Genomic DNA, 18,869 nt, shown 5'->3' with positions numbered 1-18,869 from the left:
CCCACGGAGACCCCGTCACCCTGCACCACACCCGGCACCTGACGGCCCCTTCGACGGCTCCTTCAGCGCCGAGCCGACCCGGTACGTCCCGGCGGGGGGGGGGGGGGGGGGGGGGGGGGGGCCCCCCCGCCCCCCCCCCCCCCCCCCCCCCCCCCGGCGGGGGGGGGGGGGGGGCCCCCCCCCCCCCCCCCCCACCCATCGCCTGTTTGGCTACTCGCCGGTAGCATCCTGCTCATGGCAGACACTCAAGCGGTTGAGGCGCCCGGTCGGGCGGCGAAGGACGAGCGCCGGGCGGCCAAGCTGGCCAAGCAGATCGGCGCGTTCGCCAAGGCGCACGGCGGCGCCGAGGGGCAGCTCGCCTACATCGGCGAGCACGGCACGCGCATCGCGCTCGTCGGCGGCGACGGCGGCTGGGGCAACCTGGTGGCCGACACCTACGAGGTCGCGCAGAAGGCCGTCGAGAAGGCCGGGATCACCCTCCACGAGGACTTCGACGGCGACTTCGCCGCCAAGGTCGAGACCGGCCCGTACGAGTGGAAGCGGATGGCCGGCATGCAGATCGGCTGATCCCCGTCCGGTGGTCATGGGCGCAGGTGTGCGACCGGTGGTCGAGCAACACCAGGCGCCCGTTCACCCGTTAGGACAGTAGAAGCGCGGTGAGAAGCGCGGTCCGCATACGGGGAGCCCCGGATGATCGAAACGCCGACCCTGGTGGATCAGTACTGTCACGGAGTACTGCGTACGGAACTGGGCCTCGGCACGTTCGAGGCCCATCTCGCCCGGGGTGAGGGACCGCCCGCCCCCGGCACCACCTTCTTCGACACCCAGACCGGGTTCGCGGTCCGCCGCTGGTGCCCGCCGCTGCTCGGTCTGGAACCTCACTGCGCACCCGCCCGCTACTTGGCCAGGCGGCGCGAACTCGGCGTCCTGGAAGCGGGTCGCAGGCTGCTGCGCGGCAGCGGCATCACCACGTATCTCGTCGACACCGGCCTGCCCGACGACCTCACCGGGCCCGCCGAGATGGCCTCCACCGGCGCCGCCGAGGCCCACGAGATCGTCCGCCTCGAACTGCTGGCCGAGCAGGTCGCGGACACCTCGGGATCCGTCGAGTCCTTCCTCGCGAACCTGGCCGAGTCGGTGCACGGCGCCGCCGCCGAGGCGGTCGCCTTCACCTCCGTCGCGGGCGTACGCCACGGCCTGGCACTGGCGCCGCAGCCGCCCGGGCCCGGGGAGGTGCGGGGCGCGGTGGGGCGCTGGCTCACCGCCCGCACGGTCGGCGGACCCCTCACCGATCCGGTGCTGCTGCGGCATCTGCTCTGGATCGCCGTGGCGACGGGGCGGCCGCTCCAACTGCACGCGGGGCTCGGCGACGCGGGGTTGCGCATCGACCGCACCGACCCGGTGCTCCTGGCGGACTTCGCGCGGGCCACGGCCGGGCTCGGCACCGACCTCGTCCTGCTGCACGGCTACCCGTACCACCGGCACGCGGCGCATCTGGCCGGGGTCTTCCCGCACGTCTACGCGGATCTGGGGCCGGCGCTGGCGCGGACGGGGGCGCGGGCCGCGGGCGTGCTCGCGGAGATCCTCGAACTGGCGCCGTTCGGCAAGCTGCTCTTCTCCAGCGGGGCCCGGGGGATCCCCGAACTGCACGTCGTGGGCGCCCGCTCGTTCCGCGAGGCGCTGGGCCGGGTGCTCGGGGGCTGGGTGGCCGACGGGGCGTGGTCGGCGACGGACGCCCATCGGGTCGCGGGAATGATCTCCGCGGGCACGGCGCGGCGGGTGTACGGGCTCGGCGCTACGGACGCAGTCGGCTGACCGACTCCGGGGTGAGGTGCCGGGCGAGCACGGCGAGCGCCTCGGTCACCTCGCGCAGCCGGTCGTCGACGTCATCCCTGCTGCCCGTACTGTTCGCGCTTTGCGTGGCGCTCGCGCCGAGCGCCGTGGTCAGTGCTTCCTCGATACCGGCGCCGCGGACCTCCGCGACGCGCTCGGAGACGGCCGCGGCCTGCCGGATCAGCTGCCGCCTGCCGTCCGCCGGGTCCGGCGCGGTCTCGATCGAGCCGCTCTCCTTCAGCCGTGCCACGGCGCCGGACACCTGGCTCTGCGGCAGGCCGGTCCGCGAGGCGATGGCGCCGACCGTCGTGTCGTCGTGCGCGTAGACGTCGCTGAGGACGACGAGGACGGCGCGGGTGCCGCCGCGGAAGGTACCCGTGCCGGTCCCGAGGGTGGGCTCGGGCAGGGCCTCCTCGCCGATCTTCATCAGCGTGCGGCCGAGCAGGAACAGCTCGACGGGTGTGAGGGGCTGGGGCGGCTGGCTCATGCCCGAATATTACATCGAGGTAGATGAATCTTCTTTGATGCATCGACCTTGATGCATCGAAATGGATGGAGTACGGTGAAGGGGTCGAGCGGAGCCGTGGCGCAGGAGCGGCTGTGCGAAGTGCGAAGTGCCGAGAATCTTTGGGGGATCCGATGTTTCTGACCGTCGACGGAGCCAAGCTGTACTACGAGGTCCGGGGGAGCGGCCCGGTCCTGCTGATCTCCCAGAGCGGGGAAGGGGACGCCGGCCGGAGTGCCGACCTGGTCGACCGACTCGTCGACCGGTACACGGTGGTGACCTACGACCGGCGGGGCCTGTCCCGCAGCGAGCTCGCGGACCCGGGGCGGGGCGTGCGGATGGGGCAGCACGCCGACGACGCGCACCGGCTGCTGGCCGAGCTCACGGACCGGCCGGCGCTGATGCTGGGCTGCAGCATGGGCGCGTCCATCGGCCTGCACCTCGCGGTGCGGCACCCGGAGCAGCTGGCGACGCTCGTCGCTCATGAGCCGGTGTCACCCGCGCTGCTCCCGGCCGACCGCAGGCCTCATCACGTGCGCGAGCTGCGTGTATTGCAGGAGGTGTACCGGGACGGGGGACTCAAGGCGGCGCTGCCGGAGATGGCCCGGGTGCTGGGGATAGACCCTGTCCGCCAGGAGACGGAGCCGGACATCACGCCGATGCCCCTCACGCCACAGCGCGCGGCGAACTTCGCCTTCTTCATCGAGCAGGACTTCACCGCGGTCGTCCAGGCCGAGCTGGACGTGGAGGCCGTCGGGCGCTCGACCGTACGGATCGTGCCGGCGGTCGGCCGGGGTACGGCACCGGAGGTCTTCGACCGGCACTGCGCACTGGAGCTGGCGCGGCTGCGCGGGACGCCGGCACGGGAGTTCCCGGGCGGACACAACGGGAACACGACGCATCCGCGGGCCTACGCGGCCCGCCTCAGGGAGGTTCTGGAGGGCGGGCCGGATGACGACGACGTCTGAGCGGCGCCGGGCGGCGGGGTCAGACGGAGGACAGCTCGGGGTCGGCCTGGGCCGGCAGGTCCACCGCCGTCTGCGGGCGCTCGCGCAGGGAGAGGAGGACCCGAAGGACGCCGATCCACACCAGGGCCGAGCCCAGCATGTGCAGGCCGACGAGGATCTCGGGCAGGTCCGTGAAGTACTGGACGTAACCGATGACGCCCTGGGCCAGCAGGATCAGGAACAGGTCGCGGGTGCGGTGCAGCGGCCCGCGGGGGGCGTCGACCGCCTTGAGGACGAACCACAGGGCGAAGGTCAGCGTCACCACGATCCAGGCCAGCACCGCGTGCGCCTTGGTGACCGTCTCCCAGTCCAGCGGCATCCGCTTGACGTCGCTCGAGTCACCCGCGTGCGGGCCCGCGCCGGTGACGACGGTGCCGACGGCGATGAGCGCACCGGACGCCGCGATCATGAACCAGACCAGTTGCCTGACCGACTTGCCGACCAGCGGACGCGGCTCGGAGTCGCCCTCGCGGCTGCGCTGCCACATCAGCACGGCGACCGTGAGGAGGGCGGTGGTGAGGATGAAGTGGGCGGCGACCGTGTACGGGTTGAGGCCGACCAGGACGACGATGCCGCCCAGCACGGCGTTGCCCATGACGATCCAGAACTGGGTCCAGCCCAGACGGGTCAGCGAGCGGCGCCACGGCTTCTGCGAGCGGGCCGCGATGATGGCCCAGCCGACCGCGGCGCACAGCACATAGGTGAGCATGCGGTTGCCGAACTCGATGGCTCCGTGGAAGCCCATCTCGCTCGTGGCGGTCAGCGACTGGTCGGTGCACTTGGGCCAGGTCGGGCAGCCGAGCCCCGAGCCGGTCAGGCGCACGGCCCCGCCGGTCACGACGATGAGGACGGTCATGACGACGGCGGACATGGTCGCGCGCTGCACGATCCGCTGGGTCGGAGTCCAGCGGGCGGCGATGAAGGCGAGCGGGTTGCGCACCGCCTGCGCGGTGTCGGCGCGAGTCAGCTTTGGCACGGGCCCATCGTAGGCGGCGCCCTTGTGCATCTGTTCACGAGGGGGTGCGAACCGGACGTGAGGTGTCTCTCGGTTCGACCGGCCGGCGGCCGGGCCCGGGGATACGGACCGGCCTCGCGGCTCACTCCCAGCGGAAGAAGCGGCCCGCCGCGCCGAGCCCGACGACGGCCCAGACGGCGAGGATCCCCAGGTCGGCCCAGGGCATGCCCGCTCCGTGCTGGAGCACGTCCCGCAGACCGTCGGACAGCGCCGAGATCGGCAGCAGGCCGAGCACGGACTGCGCGGCGTCCGGGAACTTGTCGAGCGGCACGATGACCCCGCCGCCGACGAGCAGCAGCAGGAAGACGAGGTTGGCGGCGGCGAGCGTGGCCTCCGCCTTGAGGGTGCCGGCCATCAGCAGACCGAGGCCCGAGAAGGCGGCCGTACCGAGAACGAGGAGAAGCAGCACGGCGACCGGGTTGCCGTGCGGCGACCAGCCGAGGCCGAACGCGATGGCGACGAGCAGGGCGACCTGGAGCACCTCGGTGACCAGGACCGAGAGCGTCTTGGCCGTCATCAGGGCCCAGCGGGGCAGCGGCGAGGCGCCGAGCCGCTTGAGCACGCCGTAGCGGCGCTCGAAGCCCGTCGCGATGGCCTGCCCGGTGAAGGCCGTCGACATGACGGCGAGCGCCAGGATGCCGGGAGTCAGGAAGTCGACGGCCTTGCCGGAACCGGTGTCGACGATGTCGACGGACGAGAACAGAACCAGCAGGAGGGTGGGGATGACGACCGTGAGCAGCAGCTGTTCGCCGTTGCGTAGCAGCATCTTCGTCTCGAGCGCGGCCTGCGCGGCGATCATGCGGGGGAGCGGGGCGGCTCCCGGGGCGGGCGTGTACGCACCGGCGCTCATCCGCGCAGCTCCTTGCCGGTCAGTTCCAGGCTGTGTCTCCCGGGGGGCGACCCCCGGACCCCCGGCCGGTGAGGTCGGATCGGTCGCGCTCATCCGCGCAGCTCCTTGCCGGTCAGTTCGAGGAAGACGTCTTCGAGGGAGTGTCGCTCGACGGAGATCCTGTCGGGCATCACGCCGTGCTGGGCGCACCAGGAGGTGACCGTGGCCAGGAGCTGGGGGTCGACCTTGCCGGAGACGCGGTAGGAGCCCGGGGTGAGTTCGGCGGCGGTCGAGTCGGCGGGCAGGGCCTTGAGCAGGGAGGCCACGTCGAGGCCGGGGCGGCCGGAGAAGCGCAGGGTGTTCTCGGCGCCGCCGCGGCACAGCTGCTCCGGGGAGCCCTGGGCGATGACGCGGCCGGCGTCGACGATCGCGACGTCGTCGGCGAGCTGCTCGGCCTCGTCCATGTAGTGCGTGGTGAGGATGACCGAGACGCCGTCGGTCCGCAGGTCGCGGACCAGGTCCCAGGTCGCGCGGCGGGCCTGCGGGTCGAGGCCGGCGGTGGGCTCGTCGAGGAAGACCAGTTCGGGCCGGCCGACGACGGCCATCGCGAGGGCGAGGCGCTGCTGCTGTCCGCCGGACAGGCGCCGGTAGGTGGTGCGGCCGCAGCTGCCGAGTCCCAGGCGTTCGATGAGGGCGTCCACGTCGAGCGGGTGGGCGTGCAGCTTGGCGACGTGGCGGAGCATCTCGTCGGCGCGGGCGCCGGAGTAGACGCCGCCGGACTGCAGCATCACGCCGATGCGCGGGCGCAGCTGGGAGGCCTGCTTGACGGGGTCGAGGCCGAGGACCCGGGCGGTGCCGGCGTCGGGCCTGCGGTAGCCCTCGCAGATCTCGACGGTGGTGGTCTTGCCGGCGCCGTTGGGGCCGAGGACAGCCGTGATGCCGGGGGCTGTCGTGAGGTCGAGGCCGTCGACCGCGGTTTTGCTTCCGTACCGCTTCACCAGTCCGGTGAGGTGGACGACAGGCTCGCTTCGCATGGTGGCCAAGTCTAAGGACGGCGATGAGGGGCCCGGCCGCTGGGGCGCTCGGAGGGAAATGGAGGGAACCGGAGGGCCGGGAGGGAGGAGCGGGGGGTGACGGTCCGTGGTGGTCAGGGAGTCGCCGGACGGTGCAGGGGCAGCCACTTCGTCGCGTAGGACACGGCGTCGGCGACCGGGAAGAGTCGGGCCTCGGCGGCGCCGACGCGGCCCCGGGTGACGAGGGGTGAGTCCTGCTCGAAGGCGGCGCCGAGTTCGTCGAAGCGGTCGCTGGAGATGGTGACCTCGGTGACGTGTTCCCAGCCGGCCGGGCCGGGGCGGCCGGCGTCCTCGGTCACGGGGGAGGGGAGGCGGTACTCGGCGAGGTGGAAGCTGGTGCACGCGTCGTAGCCGGCGCCGAGCAGCAGGACCCGTGCGCCGCGCTCCTCGAGCCGGGCGAGCGGGCTGCGGTCGCCGAGCCGGCAGTCGGTGGCATGCCCCCCGACGATCTCGGTGGCGCGGGCGCCGAGCGCGGCGAAGGAGGTCTGGGGGTGCGCGCTGCGCAGGGCGCCGGGCCAGGTGCGGACGGCCTCGGGGACGACGCCGACGCCGAGGGTGGGCGTGGTCCGGGGGTCGTAGGCGGGCATGGTCGCGCGAATGGCCTCCCACCAGTCGGCGGGGACGGGCGGGGCGCCCCACAGGGCCGGGTCGGAGAGGTGGCCGGACTGGGCGGGGACAACGAGAGTGCCCTCGGCGCCGAGGGCGTCGAGCAGGGACTGGACGACGGTGGCCGAGCCGCCGTTGACATATCCGAGACGGGAGAGAGACGTATGGACGAGAAGGATCTCGCCGGGTTCGACGCCGAGCGTGCGCAGGTCGGCGGTGAGGGAGTCGCGGGTGACGAGAGGACCGGTCGGCAGGTAGGTGGACATGATCGGCAGTCTGCGCGCGGGCGGCGCCGCGGACCAGGGGATTTCCGGTCCGGGGGCGCCCGGCTGATCGATCAAAGATCGTTTCCGCAGGTCACGCCATGTGTCCACTTAGGCAAACCTAAGTGATGCACGGCACCGTGTGCTGGTCACCACGCCGCTTGTCAGGCTCTGAGGAATTACGCAACAATGGCGTTGTGAAAAACGTCGGCGAGGCTCAGGAGGCTCCTGTGGGGGCCCCTCACGAGGAGCTCGCGACCGGGTTTCGTAGCGATCGATCGACGCGCAACCGGGTCGCGCGATCCATCCTGGACCACGGCCCCTCCACGGTCGCCGACCTCGCCGGGCGCCTCGGCCTCACCCAGGCCGCCGTCCGCCGTCACCTGGACGCCCTGGTCGCCGACGATGTCGTGGAGGCCAAGGAGCAGCGGGTCTACGGTGCGCGCACCCGCGGCCGCCCCGCCAAGGTGTTCGCCCTGACCGACTGCGGCCGGGACGCCTTCGACCAGTCCTACGACAAGCTCGCCGCCGACGCCCTGCGCTGGATCCAGGAGCAGGCCGGTGGCGACGAGGCGGTCGTCGCGTTCGCCCGGGCCCGGATCGCCGCGCAGGCCGCGCCGTACAAGGCGGCCGTCGAGGCGGTGGAGCCCGAGGAGCGGGCCCAGGCCCTGGCCAGGGCGCTGAGCGCCGACGGGTACGCTGCCACTGCGCGCAGCGCGCCCCTCCCGCAACACGGCGAGCAGCTCTGCCAGCACCACTGTCCGGTCGCCCACGTGGCGGAGCAGTTCCCGCAGCTTTGCGAGGCGGAGACCGAGATGTTCTCCCGACTGCTCGGCACCCACGTACAGCGACTGGCCACCATCGCCCACGGTGACGGCGTCTGCACGACGTTCATCCCCAAGGGCGCCCCCAAGACCATTACCAACGCATCTGCAAGCACCGCCGGGAGGAACCCCGCATGACTCTCCCCATCGAGGAGACTGCCCACCCCGAGCTCGAGGGCCTGGGCAAGTACGAATACGGCTGGGCTGACTCCGACACGGCCGGTGCCTCTGCCAAGCGCGGCATCAACGAGGACGTCGTCCGGGACATCTCCGCCAAGAAGTCCGAGCCGGAGTGGATGACGAAGCTCCGTCTCAAGGGCCTGAAGCTCTTCGAGAAGAAGCCCATGCCGAACTGGGGCTCCGACCTCTCCGGCATCGACTTCGACAACATCAAGTACTTCGTGCGCTCCACGGAGAAGCAGGCGGAGTCCTGGGAGGACCTGCCCGAGGACATCAAGAACACGTACGACAAGCTCGGCATCCCGGAGGCGGAGAAGCAGCGCCTCGTCGCCGGTGTCGCGGCCCAGTACGAGTCCGAGGTCGTCTACCACCAGATCCGTGAGGACCTGGAGGAGCAGGGCGTCATCTTCCTCGACACCGACACCGCTCTGAAGGAGCACCCGGAGCTCTTCAAGGAGTACTTCGGCACGGTCATCCCGGTCGGCGACAACAAGTTCGCGTCGCTGAACTCCGCGGTGTGGTCGGGCGGCTCCTTCATCTACGTGCCGAAGGGTGTGCACGTCGAGATCCCGCTCCAGGCCTACTTCCGTATCAACACGGAGAACATGGGCCAGTTCGAGCGGACGCTGATCATCGTCGACGAGGACGCCTACGTCCACTACGTCGAGGGCTGCACCGCGCCGATCTACAAGTCGGACTCGCTGCACTCCGCGGTCGTCGAGATCATCGTGAAGAAGGGCGCCCGCTGCCGCTACACGACGATCCAGAACTGGTCGAACAACGTCTACAACCTGGTCACCAAGCGCGCCGTGGCGTACGAGGGCGCGACCATGGAGTGGATCGACGGCAACATCGGTTCCAAGGTCACCATGAAGTACCCGGCCGTCTACCTGATGGGCGAGCACGCCAAGGGCGAGACGCTGTCCATCGCCTTCGCGGGCGAGGGCCAGCACCAGGACGCCGGCTCCAAGATGGTCCACATGGCGCCGAACACCTCGTCCAACATCGTGTCGAAGTCGGTGGCCCGTGGTGGCGGCCGTACCTCGTACCGCGGTCTGGTCGAGATCGGTGAGGGCGCCGCCGGATCGAAGTCGAACGTGCTGTGCGACGCGCTGCTCGTCGACACCATCTCCCGCTCCGACACGTACCCGTACGTCGACGTCCGCGAGGACGACGTGTCCATGGGCCACGAGGCGACCGTCTCCAAGGTCTCCGAGGACCAGCTCTTCTACCTGATGAGCCGCGGCCTGAGCGAGTTCGAGGCCATGGCGATGATCGTGCGCGGCTTCGTCGAGCCGATCGCCAAGGAACTGCCCATGGAGTACGCGCTCGAGCTCAACCGGCTGATCGAGCTGCAGATGGAAGGCTCGGTGGGCTGACGCCCGCCGCCGTCTCTCGTCAAGCCACTTACCCGTAAGAAAGCGAGCGCTACGACAGCCATGGCTGAGGCTCAGAACATCCCGGCCGGTTCGACCACCGCCGGAACCATCGCGGTGGCCGCCGAGTCGACCGTCGCCACGCGCATGAGCGCGCCCCCGTCCTTCGACGTGCAGGACTTCCCGGTCCCGCACGGCCGCGAGGAGGAGTGGCGGTTCACGCCGCTGGAGCGGCTGCGCGGGCTGCACGACGGCACCGCCGTCGCGACCGGCACCGGCGTCAAGGTCGACGTGGAGGCGCCGGCCGGTGTCACCGTCGAGACCGTCGGCCGCGACGACGCCCGCGTCGGCAAGGCCGGCACGCCCGTCGACCGGATCGCCGCGCAGGCCTACTCGGCCTTCGAGCAGGCGTCCGTCGTCACCGTGCCCAAGGAGACGGTGCTCGCCGAGCCCATCCGTATCGCCGTGCACGGCGAGGGCGGTGTCGCCTACGGCCACCAGGTCATCGAGCTGGGCGCCTTCGCCGAGGCCGTCGTCGTCCTCGACCACACCGGTGACGCCGTGCTCGCCGCCAACGTCGACTACCTGCTCGGCGACGGCGCGAAGCTGACCGTCGTCTCCGTCCAGGACTGGGACGACAAGGCCGTGCACGTTGCGCAGCACAACGCGCTCGTGGGCCGCGACGCCTCCTTCAAGTCCGTCGTCGTGACCTTCGGCGGTGACGTCGTCCGCCTGCACCCGCGCGTGCAGTACGCGGCCACCGGCGGCGAGGCCGAGCTGCTCGGCCTCTACTTCACCGACGCCGGCCAGCACCAGGAGCACCGCCTCCTCGTCGACCACAACACCCCGCACTGCAAGTCGAACGTCGTGTACAAGGGCGCGCTGCAGGGCGAGGGCGCGCACGCCGTGTGGATCGGCGACGTCCTCATCGAGGCCGCCGCCGAGGGCACGGACACGTACGAGATGAACCGGAACCTGGTGCTGACGGACGGCGCCCGCGTCGACTCCGTGCCGAACCTGGAGATCGAGACCGGCGAGATCGTCGGCGCCGGTCACGCCTCCGCCACCGGTCGCTTCGACGACGAGCAGCTCTTCTACCTGATGGCCCGCGGCATCCCGGCCGACGAGGCGCGCCGCCTCGTCGTGCGCGGCTTCTTCGCCGAGCTGGTCCAGCAGATCGGCGTCGAGGACATCGAGGCGCGGCTGCTCGAGAAGATCGAGGCCGAGCTGGAGGCCACGGTCTGATGGCTTTCGTACGCGCCTGTGGGCTGAGCGAGCTGGAGGAGGACACCCCGAAGCGGGTGGAACTCGACGGCACGCCGGTCTCGGTCGTCCGCACCGAGGGCGAGGTGTTCGCGATCAACGACATCTGCTCGCACGCGAACGTGTCGCTCTCCGAGGGCGAGGTGGAGGACTGCCAGATCGAGTGCTGGCTGCACGGCTCCGCGTTCGACCTCCGTACCGGCAAGCCGTCCGGCCTTCCCGCGACGCGCCCCGTCCCCGTATACCCCGTAAAGATCGAAGGGGACGACGTGCTCGTCTCCCTCACCCAGGAGTCCTGAGGCACCCATGGCAACGCTTGAAATCCGAGACCTGCACGTCACCGTCGAGGCCGACAACGCCACGAAGGAGATCCTCAAGGGCGTCGACCTCACCGTGAAGCAGGGCGAGACGCACGCCATCATGGGCCCGAACGGCTCCGGCAAGTCGACCCTCGCCTACTCCCTCGCGGGTCACCCGAAGTACACGATCACCCAGGGCACCGTCACGCTCGACGGCGAGGACGTCCTCGAGATGTCCGTCGACGAGCGCGCCCGCGCCGGCCTGTTCCTCGCCATGCAGTACCCGGTCGAGGTCCCCGGTGTGTCCGTCTCCAACTTCCTGCGCACCTCGGCCACGGCCGTGCGCGGCGAGGCCCCCAAGCTGCGCACCTGGGTCAAGGAGGTCAAGGAGGCCATGGAGAAGCTCTCCATGGACCCCTCCTTCGCCGAGCGCAACGTGAACGAGGGCTTCTCCGGCGGTGAGAAGAAGCGCCACGAGATCCTCCAGCTGGAGCTCCTCAAGCCGAAGATCGCGATCCTCGACGAGACCGACTCCGGCCTGGACGTCGACGCGCTGCGCATCGTCTCCGAGGGCATCAACCGCGTCCGTGAGAACGGCGAGGTCGGCACCCTCCTGGTGACCCACTACACGCGCATCCTGCGCTACATCAAGCCCGACCACGTCCACGTCTTCGCGGGTGGCCGGATCGTCGAGTCCGGCGGTGCCGAGCTCGCCGACCAGCTCGAGGCCGAGGGCTACGACAAGTACGTGAAGGGTGGCGTATCCGCGTGACACAGCTGCCGGGCCTCCTCGACACCGAGGCGATCCGCAAGGACTTCCCGATCCTCGACCGGGTGCTCCACGACGGCAAGAAGCTCGTGTACCTGGACAACGCGGCGACCAGCCAGACGCCGCGCCAGGTCCTCGACGTCCTGACCGAGTACTACGAGCAGCACAACGCCAACGTCCACCGCGGCGTGCACGTGCTGGCCGAGGAGGCCACGGCGCTGTACGAGGGCGCGCGCGACAAGGTCGCCGCGTTCATCAACGCGCCGAGCCGCGACGAGGTCATCTTCACGAAGAACGCCTCGGAGTCGCTCAACCTCGTCGCCAACATGCTGGGCTGGGCCGACGAGCCGTACAAGGTCGATCACGAGACCGAGATCGTGATCACGGAGATGGAGCACCACTCCAACATCGTTCCGTGGCAGCTGCTCTCGCAGCGCACCGGCGCGAAGCTGAAGTGGTTCGGTCTGACGGACGACGGCCGTCTCGACCTGAGCAACATCGACGAGGTCATCACCGAGAAGACGAAGATCGTCTCCTTCGTGCTCGTGTCGAACATCCTGGGCACCCACAACCCGGTCGAGGCCATCGTGCGCCGCGCCCAGGAGGTGGGCGCGCTGGTCCTCATCGACGCCTCGCAGGCCGCGCCGCACATGCCGCTCGACGTGCAGGCGCTGCAGGCCGACTTCGTGGCCTTCACCGGCCACAAGATGTGCGGCCCGACCGGCATCGGCGTCCTCTGGGGCCGCCAGGAGCTGCTCGAGGACCTGCCGCCGTTCCTCGGCGGCGGCGAGATGATCGAGACCGTGTCGATGCACTCGTCGACGTACGCGCCGGCGCCGCACAAGTTCGAGGCGGGCACGCCGCCGATCTCCCAGGCCATCGGTCTGGGCGCGGCGATCGACTACCTGAACTCGATCGGCATGGACAACATCCTGCGCCACGAGCAGGCGCTCACCGAGTACGCGGTGAAGCGGCTCCAGGAGGTCCCCGACCTCCGGATCATCGGTCCTGCCACGGCCGAGGACCGGGCCGCCGCGATCTCCTTCACGCTCGGCGACATCCACCCGCACGACGTGGGCCAGGTCCTCGACGAGCAGGGCATCGCGGTCCGGGTCGGCCACCACTGCGCGCGGCCGGTCTGCCTGCGGTACGGAATTCCTGCGACCACGCGAGCGTCGTTCTATCTGTACTCCACGCCCGGCGAGATCGACGCTCTGGTCGACGGCCTGGAGCACGTACGGAACTTCTTCGGCTGAGGGGCTGGCTGGGAACGTGAAGCTGGATTCGATGTACCAGGAAGTCATCCTGGACCACTACAAGCACCCGCACGGGCGCGGTCTTCGGGATGGCGACGCCGAGGTGCACCACGTCAACCCGACGTGCGGCGACGAGATCACGCTGCGCGTGAAGTACACGGGCGAGACCATCGAGGACGTCAGTTACGAGGGTCAGGGCTGCTCCATCAGCCAGGCCTCGGCCTCGGTGCTGAACGACCTGCTGGTCGGCAAGGAGCTCGCGGACGCGCGGAAGATCCAGGAAACCTTCCTGGAGCTGATGCAGTCCAAGGGCCAGATCGAGCCGGACGACACGATGGAGGAGCTCCTGGAGGACGCGGTCGCGTTCGCCGGGGTCTCCAAGTACCCCGCCCGGGTCAAGTGCGCCCTCCTGAGCTGGATGGCGTGGAAGGACGCGACGGCCCAGGCCTTCGCGGAGGAGGCGAAGACCGCATGAGTGAGAACACGGCTGTGGAGATGAAGCCGGCCTCCGAGGAGGAGGTCAAGGAAGCCCTGTACGACGTCGTCGACCCCGAGCTGGGCATCGACGTGGTCAACCTGGGCCTCATCTACGGCATCCACATCGACGACGCGAACATCGCGACGATCGACATGACGCTGACGTCCGCGGCCTGCCCGCTGACCGACGTCATCGAGGACCAGGCGAAGTCCGCCACCGACGGCATCGTCAACGAGCTCCGGATCAACTGGGTCTGGATGCCGCCGTGGGGCCCGGACAAGATCACGGACGAGGGCCGCGAGCAGCTCCGCGCGCTCGGCTTCAACGTCTGATCGGCTCCATCGTCTGATCGGCTTCGACGTCTGATCCGTACGTGCTTTCCGGACGGGTCCGGTTCCCTCATCGAGGGAGCCGGGCCCCTCCGGCGTTTCCGGCACGGGTCCGCACATGTTGTGTACGGGCGTACGCAACGATGTGTACCCTCGTACGCATGGGTTACGTACTGCTCGCCGGCGCGATAGCCGCCGAAGTGGCGGCCACGACGGCCATGAAGTACAGCGAAGGGTTCAGCAGGCTCTGGCCCTCGCTCATCACCGTCACCGGATACGTCGTCGCGTTCGCGCTGCTCGCGCAGACGCTCAAGACCGTCCAGATCGGCACCGCCTACGCGATCTGGGCCGGCGTCGGCACGGCCGTCATCGCCGCGATCGGCATGATCTTCCTCGGCGAGGGCCTGACCGCGGCGAAGGTCGCCGGGATCGCCCTCGTCATCGGCGGGGTCGTGCTGCTCAATCTGGGCGGGGCGCACTGATGGCCCGCCGCTACGACCCCGAGCGACGCCAGCGGATCATCGACGCCGCGATCCGGGTCGTCGGCGCCAAGGGCATCGCCGGGCTCAGCCACCGCACCGTCGCCGCCGAGGCCGACGTGCCGCTCGGCTCGACCACCTACCACTTCCGCACCCTCGACGAACTGCTCGTCGCCGCCCTGCGGCAGGCCAACGAGGGCTTCGCCAAGGTCGTCGCCACCCACGGCGCCTTCCAGGACCCGCGCACCGACCTCGCCGACGAGCTCGCCGGGGTCCTCGGCGACTGGCTCGCGGGCGACCGGGTCGGCGTCGAGCTCGAGTACGAGCTGTATCTCGCGGCCCTGCGCCGCCCCGCCCTGCGCCCCGTCGCCGCCGAGTGGTGCACGGGCCTCGCCGAGGTCATCGCCGAACGGACCGACCCCGTCACCGCCCGCGCCCTCGTCGCCCTCATGGACGGCATCTGCCTCCAGGTCCTGCTCACCGACGGCACGTACGACCCGGGCTTCGCGCGCGCGATGCTGGACCGGCTGATTCCGCCGGGCGCCGCCGCCGCGCCCGTCAGCTGAGACGGGCGGGGCACCGGTTAGCCTCCGCGGGGCCGCGCCGATTAAGTTGGGGCCATGACCGACACGACTGCTACGCGTACCACCGGCGCCGTCGCCGCAGGCCTCGCCACCGTCACCACCGACGGCACCGTTCTCGACACCTGGTTCCCCGCCCCCGAGCTCGTGGCCGAGCCCGGCCCGGCCGGATCCGAGCGGCTGACCGCCGAGAAGGCCGTCGAGCTGCTCGGCGAGGGCGCCGCGAAGGCGATCGGGCCCGACGCCCGGCGCGGTGTCGAGGTCGTGGCCGTGCGCACGGTCATCTCGTCCCTCGACGACAAGCCGCTGGACGCGCACGACGCGTACCTGCGCCTGCACCTGCTCAGCCACCGCCTCGTCAAGCCGCACGGCCAGAACCTCGACGGCCTGTTCGGCCTGCTGGCCAACGTGGCCTGGACCTCGCTCGGCCCGGTCGCCGTCGACGACGTCGAGAAGGTCCGCCTGAACGCCCGCGCCGAGGGCCTGCACCTCGCCGTGACCAGCATCGACAAGTTCCCCCGCATGACCGACTACGTTGCCCCCAAGGGCGTGCGCATCGCCGACGCCGACCGCGTCCGCCTCGGCGCGCACCTCGCCGAGGGCACGACCGTCATGCACGAGGGCTTCGTGAACTTCAACGCGGGCACCCTCGGCACCTCGATGGTCGAGGGCCGCATCTCCGCCGGCGTCGTCGTCGGCGACGGCTCCGACATCGGCGGCGGCGCCTCCACCATGGGCACCCTCTCCGGCGGCGGCAACGTCCGCATCACCATCGGCGAGCGCTGCCTCGTCGGCGCCGAGGCCGGCGTCGGCATCGCGCTCGGCGACGAGTGCGTCGTGGAGGCGGGCCTGTACGTGACCGCCGGTACCCGCGTCACCATGCCCGACGGCGAGATCGTCAAGGCCCGCGACCTGTCCGGCGCCTCGAACATCCTCTTCCGCCGCAACTCGGTCACCGGCGCCGTCGAGGCCCGCCCGAACAACGCGGTCTGGGGCGGCCTCAACGAGGTCCTGCACAGCCACAACTGACACCGTCACGCCTGACCACAGCGGCCCGCGCCGGGACTTCGGCGCGGGCCGCCGTGCGTCCCGCGCGGCCTCGGGAAAATTTCTTCGGGCCGGGGGCATAGCGGGGGACGGCCGCGGTCGTCATCAAGGGCAGAGGCACCACATGGGTGGGGGAAGTGAAGGTGACGATGGACGCAGGCCGAGACCCGGACCGCCGCGGCGCGGAGAGTTTCCGGGAGTTCGTGGCGAACCGCTCGTCCGCACTGCTGAAGACCGCCGTCCTGCTCAGCGGAGGCGACCGGCACGCCGGCGAGGATCTGCTGCAGAACGCGCTCATCAAGGTCGCCGGACGGTGGCACAGGGTGGAGGACCCGGAGGCGTACGTGCGCCAGGTCCTGTACCGGCAGCAGATCAGCAGATGGCGGCTCAAATGGCCACGCCGCGAAGTCAGTTACGGGGAGGTGCCGGACACGCCCGCGACGGGTGACGGCGGCACCGCGTCGGCCGAGCTGCGGATCGTTCTGAGCGCCGCGCTCTCCCGGCTGACCCCGCGCCAGCGCACCGTCCTGGTCCTGCGCTACTTCGAGGACCTGCCCGAGGCGGACGTGGCCCGGCTGCTCGGCTGCTCCGTCGGCACCGTGCGCTCCACCACCCACCGCTCGCTGGCCCGGCTGCGCACCCTCGCGCCCGAGCTGGCCCTGCTCGGCGCGTCCGACGCCGAGCAGCCGCCGTCCCGCGACTACTCGCCCGTGGAGGTGCGCCCGTGAACATGGACCAAGTGATCAAGGACGCGCTGCGCGAGCAGGCGGCCGCGGTGGACCCCGCGCCCGCGGACCTCGCCGACCGGGTGCTCGCGACCCGGCGCCGGCGCCGCACCCGCTCCGTCGCGGCCGGCGCCGCGACCGTGACCGCCGTGGTCCTCGCCGCCGTCCTGGTGCCCCGGTACGGCGGCGACGAGGACGTCAGGCCCGCCGGGGTGACCGGCTCCGACGACGTCATCGCACACCCCCACCAGTCGCCGCCGAAGGACGTCATCGCGGCCGGACGGGTCGCCCTGGGCTCCTTCTCCACGATCCGGCAGGTCGTCTTCGACAACGGGGACGGCCGGCTGACCCGGACCTACGGCGTCCTCGACCCGACCACCAAGACGTACCGCAAGACGACCCGCTGGTCCTGGCTGACCGTCGCGCCCGGGCTGCGCACCGCCGCCGTCCTGGAGAAGAAGCTGCCCGCCGAGCGCGTCGGGCTGCTCGACCTCGCGACGAACAAGGTGAAGCGCTGGATCCCGGTCGCGGAGGGGGCGGCCGGGCTCCAGTTCTCGCCCGACGGCAGCAAGCTGGTCGTGACCACGTACGCGAAGGACCCCGACGCCCTCTACAAGCGGAACCCGGTCAACGACGGGAGCGGCAAGGCGAAGCCCGGGGTGGACATGAATTCCTCCCGCACCGGGTTCGCCGTCGTCGACGTCAGGACCGGGCGCAGCGACTGGCACAAGGTGACCGAGAACGGGGACATCAACTCCCGCCAGGACTTCGCGTTCAGCCGCACGGGCAAGCTGGTGCACGCCGGCGTCATGACGGGCGGGGTCCCCGAGCAGTACTTCGACCTGCAGGGCCGCAAGGCCGACGTACCGCCCGAGGAGCGGTACGCCCAGTGGTTCGTCGAGGCGGGCATCTCGCCGAACGGCAAGCTGGTCGCGGGGGACTTCGCCGGGCACGGCAAGGAGATCGCCGTGGCGGTGAACGACGCCATGACCGGCAAGCAGGTCGCGAAGCTCCCCGCGCAGCAACTGCTCGCGTGGGCCGACGACAAGCGGCTCATCGCGTGGGGCTGCGACCCCAAGAAGTGCAACGGCAAGGGCGAGTTCCGCAATCAGCTGCTTCTCGTCACCCTCGGCAATCGCGAGGTCGTCCCGCTCAGCGACTTCCGGAAGGCGTCCGCCGAGTACCCGGGCCGCTGGATCCCGGAGTTCACGACGCGGTGACGAGCAGCGTCCGGTACGCCGCGAGCAGTCCGTCGGTCGCCTCCCGGCCGGCGGGCAGCAGCGGGGCGCGGACCGGACCGCCGCCCGGGAGGTCCAGGGCGCCGAGCAGGGCCTTCGCGGTGACGGCGCCGGGCAGACCGGCGTTCATCATCGCGTCCGTGAGGGTCGTCGTAGCGCGCTGGAGCCGGGCGGCGCCCGCCGTGTCGCCCGCGTCGAAGGCGTCGACGATCGCGCGGAACGCGGCGGGGACGACGTTCGCCACCGTCGAGACGCAGCCGGCGCCGCCGAGGGCGCGCAGCGCGAGCACGTACTCGTCGCAGCCCGTGTAGTACGCCAGGTCGGTGGCCGCCATGACCTTCTGGGTGCCGAGGAGGTCGTAGGCGCAGTCCTTCACGGCGACGACACGGGGGTGCGCGGCGAGCGCGATCATCGTCGCGGGCTCGATGCGGGTGCCGGTGCGGCCCGGGATGTCGTAGAGCATCACCGGCAGCCCGCTCGCGTCGGCCAGCGCCCGGAAGTGGGCCTCGACGGCGGCCTGCGGCGGCCGGCTGTAGTACGGGGTGACGGCCAACAGGCCGTCCGCACCGGCCCGTTCGGCCGCGCGGGCGAGCTCCGCGCTGTGCCGGGTGTCGGCCGTGCCGATGCCGGTGAGCACATGGGCGCGCCCGGCGACCGCCTCCCGCACCGCCCGCACCAGGGAGGTCTTCTCGGCGTCGGAGGTGGTGGGGGACTCGCCGGTCGTCCCGGACAGGACGAGGCCCTCGCAGCCCTCGGAGACGAGCCGGTCGGCGAGCCGCTGGGCGGCGTCCAGGTCCACGGCGCCGCCGCCCTCGGTGAAGGGGGTGACCATCGCGCACAGGACGCGGCCGAACGGGGAGGCGGGGCGCCCGGAGGCGGTGTCGTCGCTCATGC

General features: G+C 71.1%; 22 protein-coding genes. 16 read left to right on the top strand and 6 right to left on the bottom strand.

Going from position 1 to position 18,869, the window contains the following annotated elements; genetic code table 11:
* Window positions 1-234 precede the first annotated feature (234 nt).
* Entirely contained in the window at window positions 235-567 is a 333-nt protein-coding gene (locus ACIBTU_RS38010; protein ID WP_399131328.1) for a hypothetical protein, read from the top strand.
* Window positions 568-690: 123 nt separating this feature from the next.
* On the top strand, window positions 691-1,815 hold the full coding sequence (locus tag ACIBTU_RS38005) for an amidohydrolase family protein (RefSeq protein ID WP_399131327.1): 1,125 nt from the start codon (window positions 691-693) through the stop codon (window positions 1,813-1,815).
* Here ACIBTU_RS38005 and ACIBTU_RS38000 read toward each other — a convergent pair.
* Entirely contained in the window at window positions 1,796-2,320 is a 525-nt protein-coding gene (locus tag ACIBTU_RS38000; RefSeq protein WP_399131326.1) for a MarR family transcriptional regulator, read from the bottom strand. The genes ACIBTU_RS38005 and ACIBTU_RS38000 overlap by 20 nt on opposite strands.
* Window positions 2,321-2,472: 152 nt before the next feature.
* Between ACIBTU_RS38000 and ACIBTU_RS37995 the strand changes: the two genes are divergently transcribed.
* On the top strand, window positions 2,473-3,306 hold the full coding sequence (locus ACIBTU_RS37995; protein WP_399131325.1) for an alpha/beta fold hydrolase: 834 nt from the start codon (window positions 2,473-2,475) through the stop codon (window positions 3,304-3,306).
* 19 nt (window positions 3,307-3,325) lie between these two features.
* Here ACIBTU_RS37995 and ACIBTU_RS37990 read toward each other — a convergent pair whose 3' ends face one another.
* The 4 genes from ACIBTU_RS37990 to ACIBTU_RS37975 form a co-directional block, all read right to left on the bottom strand.
* Window positions 3,326-4,351, bottom strand: a complete 1,026-nt coding sequence (locus ACIBTU_RS37990; protein WP_399131324.1) for a heme A synthase — start codon at window positions 4,349-4,351, stop codon at window positions 3,326-3,328.
* Between the two features lie 91 nt (window positions 4,352-4,442).
* Window positions 4,443-5,210, bottom strand: coding sequence for an ABC transporter permease (locus tag ACIBTU_RS37985; protein ID WP_399131322.1), 768 nt, complete (start codon window positions 5,208-5,210; stop codon window positions 4,443-4,445).
* Window positions 5,211-5,299: 89 nt separating this feature from the next.
* Window positions 5,300-6,223 carry an ABC transporter ATP-binding protein gene (locus tag ACIBTU_RS37980; RefSeq protein ID WP_399131321.1) on the bottom strand — a complete coding sequence of 308 codons (924 nt, stop codon included), beginning with the start codon at window positions 6,221-6,223 and terminating at the stop codon, window positions 5,300-5,302.
* Between the two features lie 113 nt (window positions 6,224-6,336).
* The gene (locus ACIBTU_RS37975; protein ID WP_399131320.1) at window positions 6,337-7,134 is read right to left on the bottom strand and encodes an aminoglycoside N(3)-acetyltransferase; all 798 of its coding nucleotides are present in this window, start codon (window positions 7,132-7,134) and stop codon (window positions 6,337-6,339) included.
* Between the two features lie 194 nt (window positions 7,135-7,328).
* Between ACIBTU_RS37975 and ACIBTU_RS37970 the strand changes: the two genes are divergently transcribed.
* From ACIBTU_RS37970 to ACIBTU_RS37910, 13 genes are all read left to right on the top strand, one after another.
* Window positions 7,329-8,093 carry a helix-turn-helix transcriptional regulator gene (locus ACIBTU_RS37970; RefSeq protein WP_399131319.1) on the top strand — a complete coding sequence of 255 codons (765 nt, stop codon included), beginning with the start codon at window positions 7,329-7,331 and terminating at the stop codon, window positions 8,091-8,093.
* On the top strand, window positions 8,090-9,514 hold the full coding sequence (gene sufB / locus ACIBTU_RS37965; protein ID WP_018533306.1) for a Fe-S cluster assembly protein SufB: 1,425 nt from the start codon (window positions 8,090-8,092) through the stop codon (window positions 9,512-9,514). The genes ACIBTU_RS37970 and sufB overlap by 4 nt, the downstream gene beginning before the upstream one ends.
* Window positions 9,515-9,574: 60 nt before the next feature.
* Window positions 9,575-10,756, top strand: a complete 1,182-nt coding sequence (gene sufD, locus ACIBTU_RS37960) for a Fe-S cluster assembly protein SufD (RefSeq protein WP_399131318.1) — start codon at window positions 9,575-9,577, stop codon at window positions 10,754-10,756.
* Window positions 10,756-11,073: a bifunctional 3-phenylpropionate/cinnamic acid dioxygenase ferredoxin subunit gene (locus ACIBTU_RS37955; protein WP_361931265.1), complete on the top strand. Its 318-nt coding sequence runs from the start codon at window positions 10,756-10,758 to the stop codon at window positions 11,071-11,073. Before sufD ends, ACIBTU_RS37955 begins: the two co-directional genes overlap by 1 nt.
* A 7-nt stretch (window positions 11,074-11,080) precedes the next feature.
* A complete protein-coding gene (gene sufC / locus ACIBTU_RS37950; RefSeq protein WP_399131317.1) occupies window positions 11,081-11,845 on the top strand; it encodes a Fe-S cluster assembly ATPase SufC in 765 nt (254 codons plus the stop codon).
* Window positions 11,842-13,098 carry a cysteine desulfurase gene (locus tag ACIBTU_RS37945; protein ID WP_399131316.1) on the top strand — a complete coding sequence of 419 codons (1,257 nt, stop codon included), beginning with the start codon at window positions 11,842-11,844 and terminating at the stop codon, window positions 13,096-13,098. The genes sufC and ACIBTU_RS37945 overlap by 4 nt, the downstream gene beginning before the upstream one ends.
* 16 nt (window positions 13,099-13,114) lie before the next feature.
* Complete coding sequence (gene sufU / locus ACIBTU_RS37940) at window positions 13,115-13,573, top strand: Fe-S cluster assembly sulfur transfer protein SufU (protein ID WP_399131315.1); 459 nt, start codon at window positions 13,115-13,117, stop codon at window positions 13,571-13,573.
* Window positions 13,570-13,908 (top strand): metal-sulfur cluster assembly factor, encoded by a 339-nt coding sequence (locus tag ACIBTU_RS37935; protein WP_399131314.1) that lies wholly within the window; start codon window positions 13,570-13,572, stop codon window positions 13,906-13,908. The genes sufU and ACIBTU_RS37935 overlap by 4 nt, the downstream gene beginning before the upstream one ends.
* 158 nt (window positions 13,909-14,066) lie before the next feature.
* Window positions 14,067-14,387: a multidrug efflux SMR transporter gene (locus ACIBTU_RS37930; protein WP_188339613.1), complete on the top strand. Its 321-nt coding sequence runs from the start codon at window positions 14,067-14,069 to the stop codon at window positions 14,385-14,387.
* Window positions 14,387-14,950 (top strand): TetR/AcrR family transcriptional regulator, encoded by a 564-nt coding sequence (locus ACIBTU_RS37925; protein ID WP_399131313.1) that lies wholly within the window; start codon window positions 14,387-14,389, stop codon window positions 14,948-14,950. Before ACIBTU_RS37930 ends, ACIBTU_RS37925 begins: the two co-directional genes overlap by 1 nt.
* 54 nt (window positions 14,951-15,004) lie before the next feature.
* Window positions 15,005-15,994 (top strand): 2,3,4,5-tetrahydropyridine-2,6-dicarboxylate N-succinyltransferase, encoded by a 990-nt coding sequence (dapD, locus tag ACIBTU_RS37920; RefSeq protein ID WP_399131312.1) that lies wholly within the window; start codon window positions 15,005-15,007, stop codon window positions 15,992-15,994.
* 167 nt (window positions 15,995-16,161) lie between these two features.
* Window positions 16,162-16,740: a SigE family RNA polymerase sigma factor gene (locus ACIBTU_RS37915; protein ID WP_399131311.1), complete on the top strand. Its 579-nt coding sequence runs from the start codon at window positions 16,162-16,164 to the stop codon at window positions 16,738-16,740.
* Between the two features lie 2 nt (window positions 16,741-16,742).
* Entirely contained in the window at window positions 16,743-17,957 is a 1,215-nt protein-coding gene (locus tag ACIBTU_RS37910; RefSeq protein ID WP_399131310.1) for a WD40 repeat domain-containing protein, read from the top strand.
* On the opposite strand, the gene dapA is transcribed toward ACIBTU_RS37910, so the two are convergent.
* Window positions 17,944-18,867, bottom strand: a complete 924-nt coding sequence (gene dapA, locus ACIBTU_RS37905; protein ID WP_399131309.1) for a 4-hydroxy-tetrahydrodipicolinate synthase — start codon at window positions 18,865-18,867, stop codon at window positions 17,944-17,946. The two genes, ACIBTU_RS37910 and dapA, sit on opposite strands and share 14 nt — an antisense overlap.
* Between the last annotated feature and the right edge of the window lie 2 nt (window positions 18,868-18,869).

Source organism: Streptomyces sp. NPDC050145 (assembly GCF_044460245.1).
Lineage (GTDB): Bacteria > Actinomycetota > Actinomycetes > Streptomycetales > Streptomycetaceae > Streptomyces.
The sequence above is the reverse complement of the archived record's forward strand: the minus strand, read 5'-3'. Positions and strand labels throughout refer to the sequence as shown.

Excerpts from the sequence above, each read along its gene's own strand:
- ACIBTU_RS38010 (WP_399131328.1), top strand. The coding sequence starts at position 235 with ATGGCAGACACTCAAGCGGTTGAGGCGCCCGGTCGGGCGGCGAAGGAC.
- ACIBTU_RS38005 (WP_399131327.1), top strand. The coding sequence starts at position 691 with ATGATCGAAACGCCGACCCTGGTGGATCAGTACTGTCACGGAGTACTG.
- ACIBTU_RS38000 (WP_399131326.1), bottom strand. The coding sequence starts at position 2,320 with ATGAGCCAGCCGCCCCAGCCCCTCACACCCGTCGAGCTGTTCCTGCTC.
- ACIBTU_RS37995 (WP_399131325.1), top strand. The coding sequence starts at position 2,473 with ATGTTTCTGACCGTCGACGGAGCCAAGCTGTACTACGAGGTCCGGGGG.
- ACIBTU_RS37990 (WP_399131324.1), bottom strand. The coding sequence starts at position 4,351 with ATGCACAAGGGCGCCGCCTACGATGGGCCCGTGCCAAAGCTGACTCGC.
- ACIBTU_RS37985 (WP_399131322.1), bottom strand. The coding sequence starts at position 5,210 with ATGAGCGCCGGTGCGTACACGCCCGCCCCGGGAGCCGCCCCGCTCCCC.
- ACIBTU_RS37980 (WP_399131321.1), bottom strand. The coding sequence starts at position 6,223 with ATGCGAAGCGAGCCTGTCGTCCACCTCACCGGACTGGTGAAGCGGTAC.
- ACIBTU_RS37975 (WP_399131320.1), bottom strand. The coding sequence starts at position 7,134 with ATGTCCACCTACCTGCCGACCGGTCCTCTCGTCACCCGCGACTCCCTC.
- sufB (WP_018533306.1), top strand. The coding sequence starts at position 8,090 with ATGACTCTCCCCATCGAGGAGACTGCCCACCCCGAGCTCGAGGGCCTG.
- sufD (WP_399131318.1), top strand. The coding sequence starts at position 9,575 with ATGGCTGAGGCTCAGAACATCCCGGCCGGTTCGACCACCGCCGGAACC.
- ACIBTU_RS37955 (WP_361931265.1), top strand. The coding sequence starts at position 10,756 with ATGGCTTTCGTACGCGCCTGTGGGCTGAGCGAGCTGGAGGAGGACACC.
- sufC (WP_399131317.1), top strand. The coding sequence starts at position 11,081 with ATGGCAACGCTTGAAATCCGAGACCTGCACGTCACCGTCGAGGCCGAC.
- ACIBTU_RS37935 (WP_399131314.1), top strand. The coding sequence starts at position 13,570 with ATGAGTGAGAACACGGCTGTGGAGATGAAGCCGGCCTCCGAGGAGGAG.
- ACIBTU_RS37930 (WP_188339613.1), top strand. The coding sequence starts at position 14,067 with ATGGGTTACGTACTGCTCGCCGGCGCGATAGCCGCCGAAGTGGCGGCC.
- ACIBTU_RS37925 (WP_399131313.1), top strand. The coding sequence starts at position 14,387 with ATGGCCCGCCGCTACGACCCCGAGCGACGCCAGCGGATCATCGACGCC.
- dapD (WP_399131312.1), top strand. The coding sequence starts at position 15,005 with ATGACCGACACGACTGCTACGCGTACCACCGGCGCCGTCGCCGCAGGC.
- ACIBTU_RS37915 (WP_399131311.1), top strand. The coding sequence starts at position 16,162 with ATGGACGCAGGCCGAGACCCGGACCGCCGCGGCGCGGAGAGTTTCCGG.
- ACIBTU_RS37910 (WP_399131310.1), top strand. The coding sequence starts at position 16,743 with ATGGACCAAGTGATCAAGGACGCGCTGCGCGAGCAGGCGGCCGCGGTG.
- dapA (WP_399131309.1), bottom strand. The coding sequence starts at position 18,867 with ATGAGCGACGACACCGCCTCCGGGCGCCCCGCCTCCCCGTTCGGCCGC.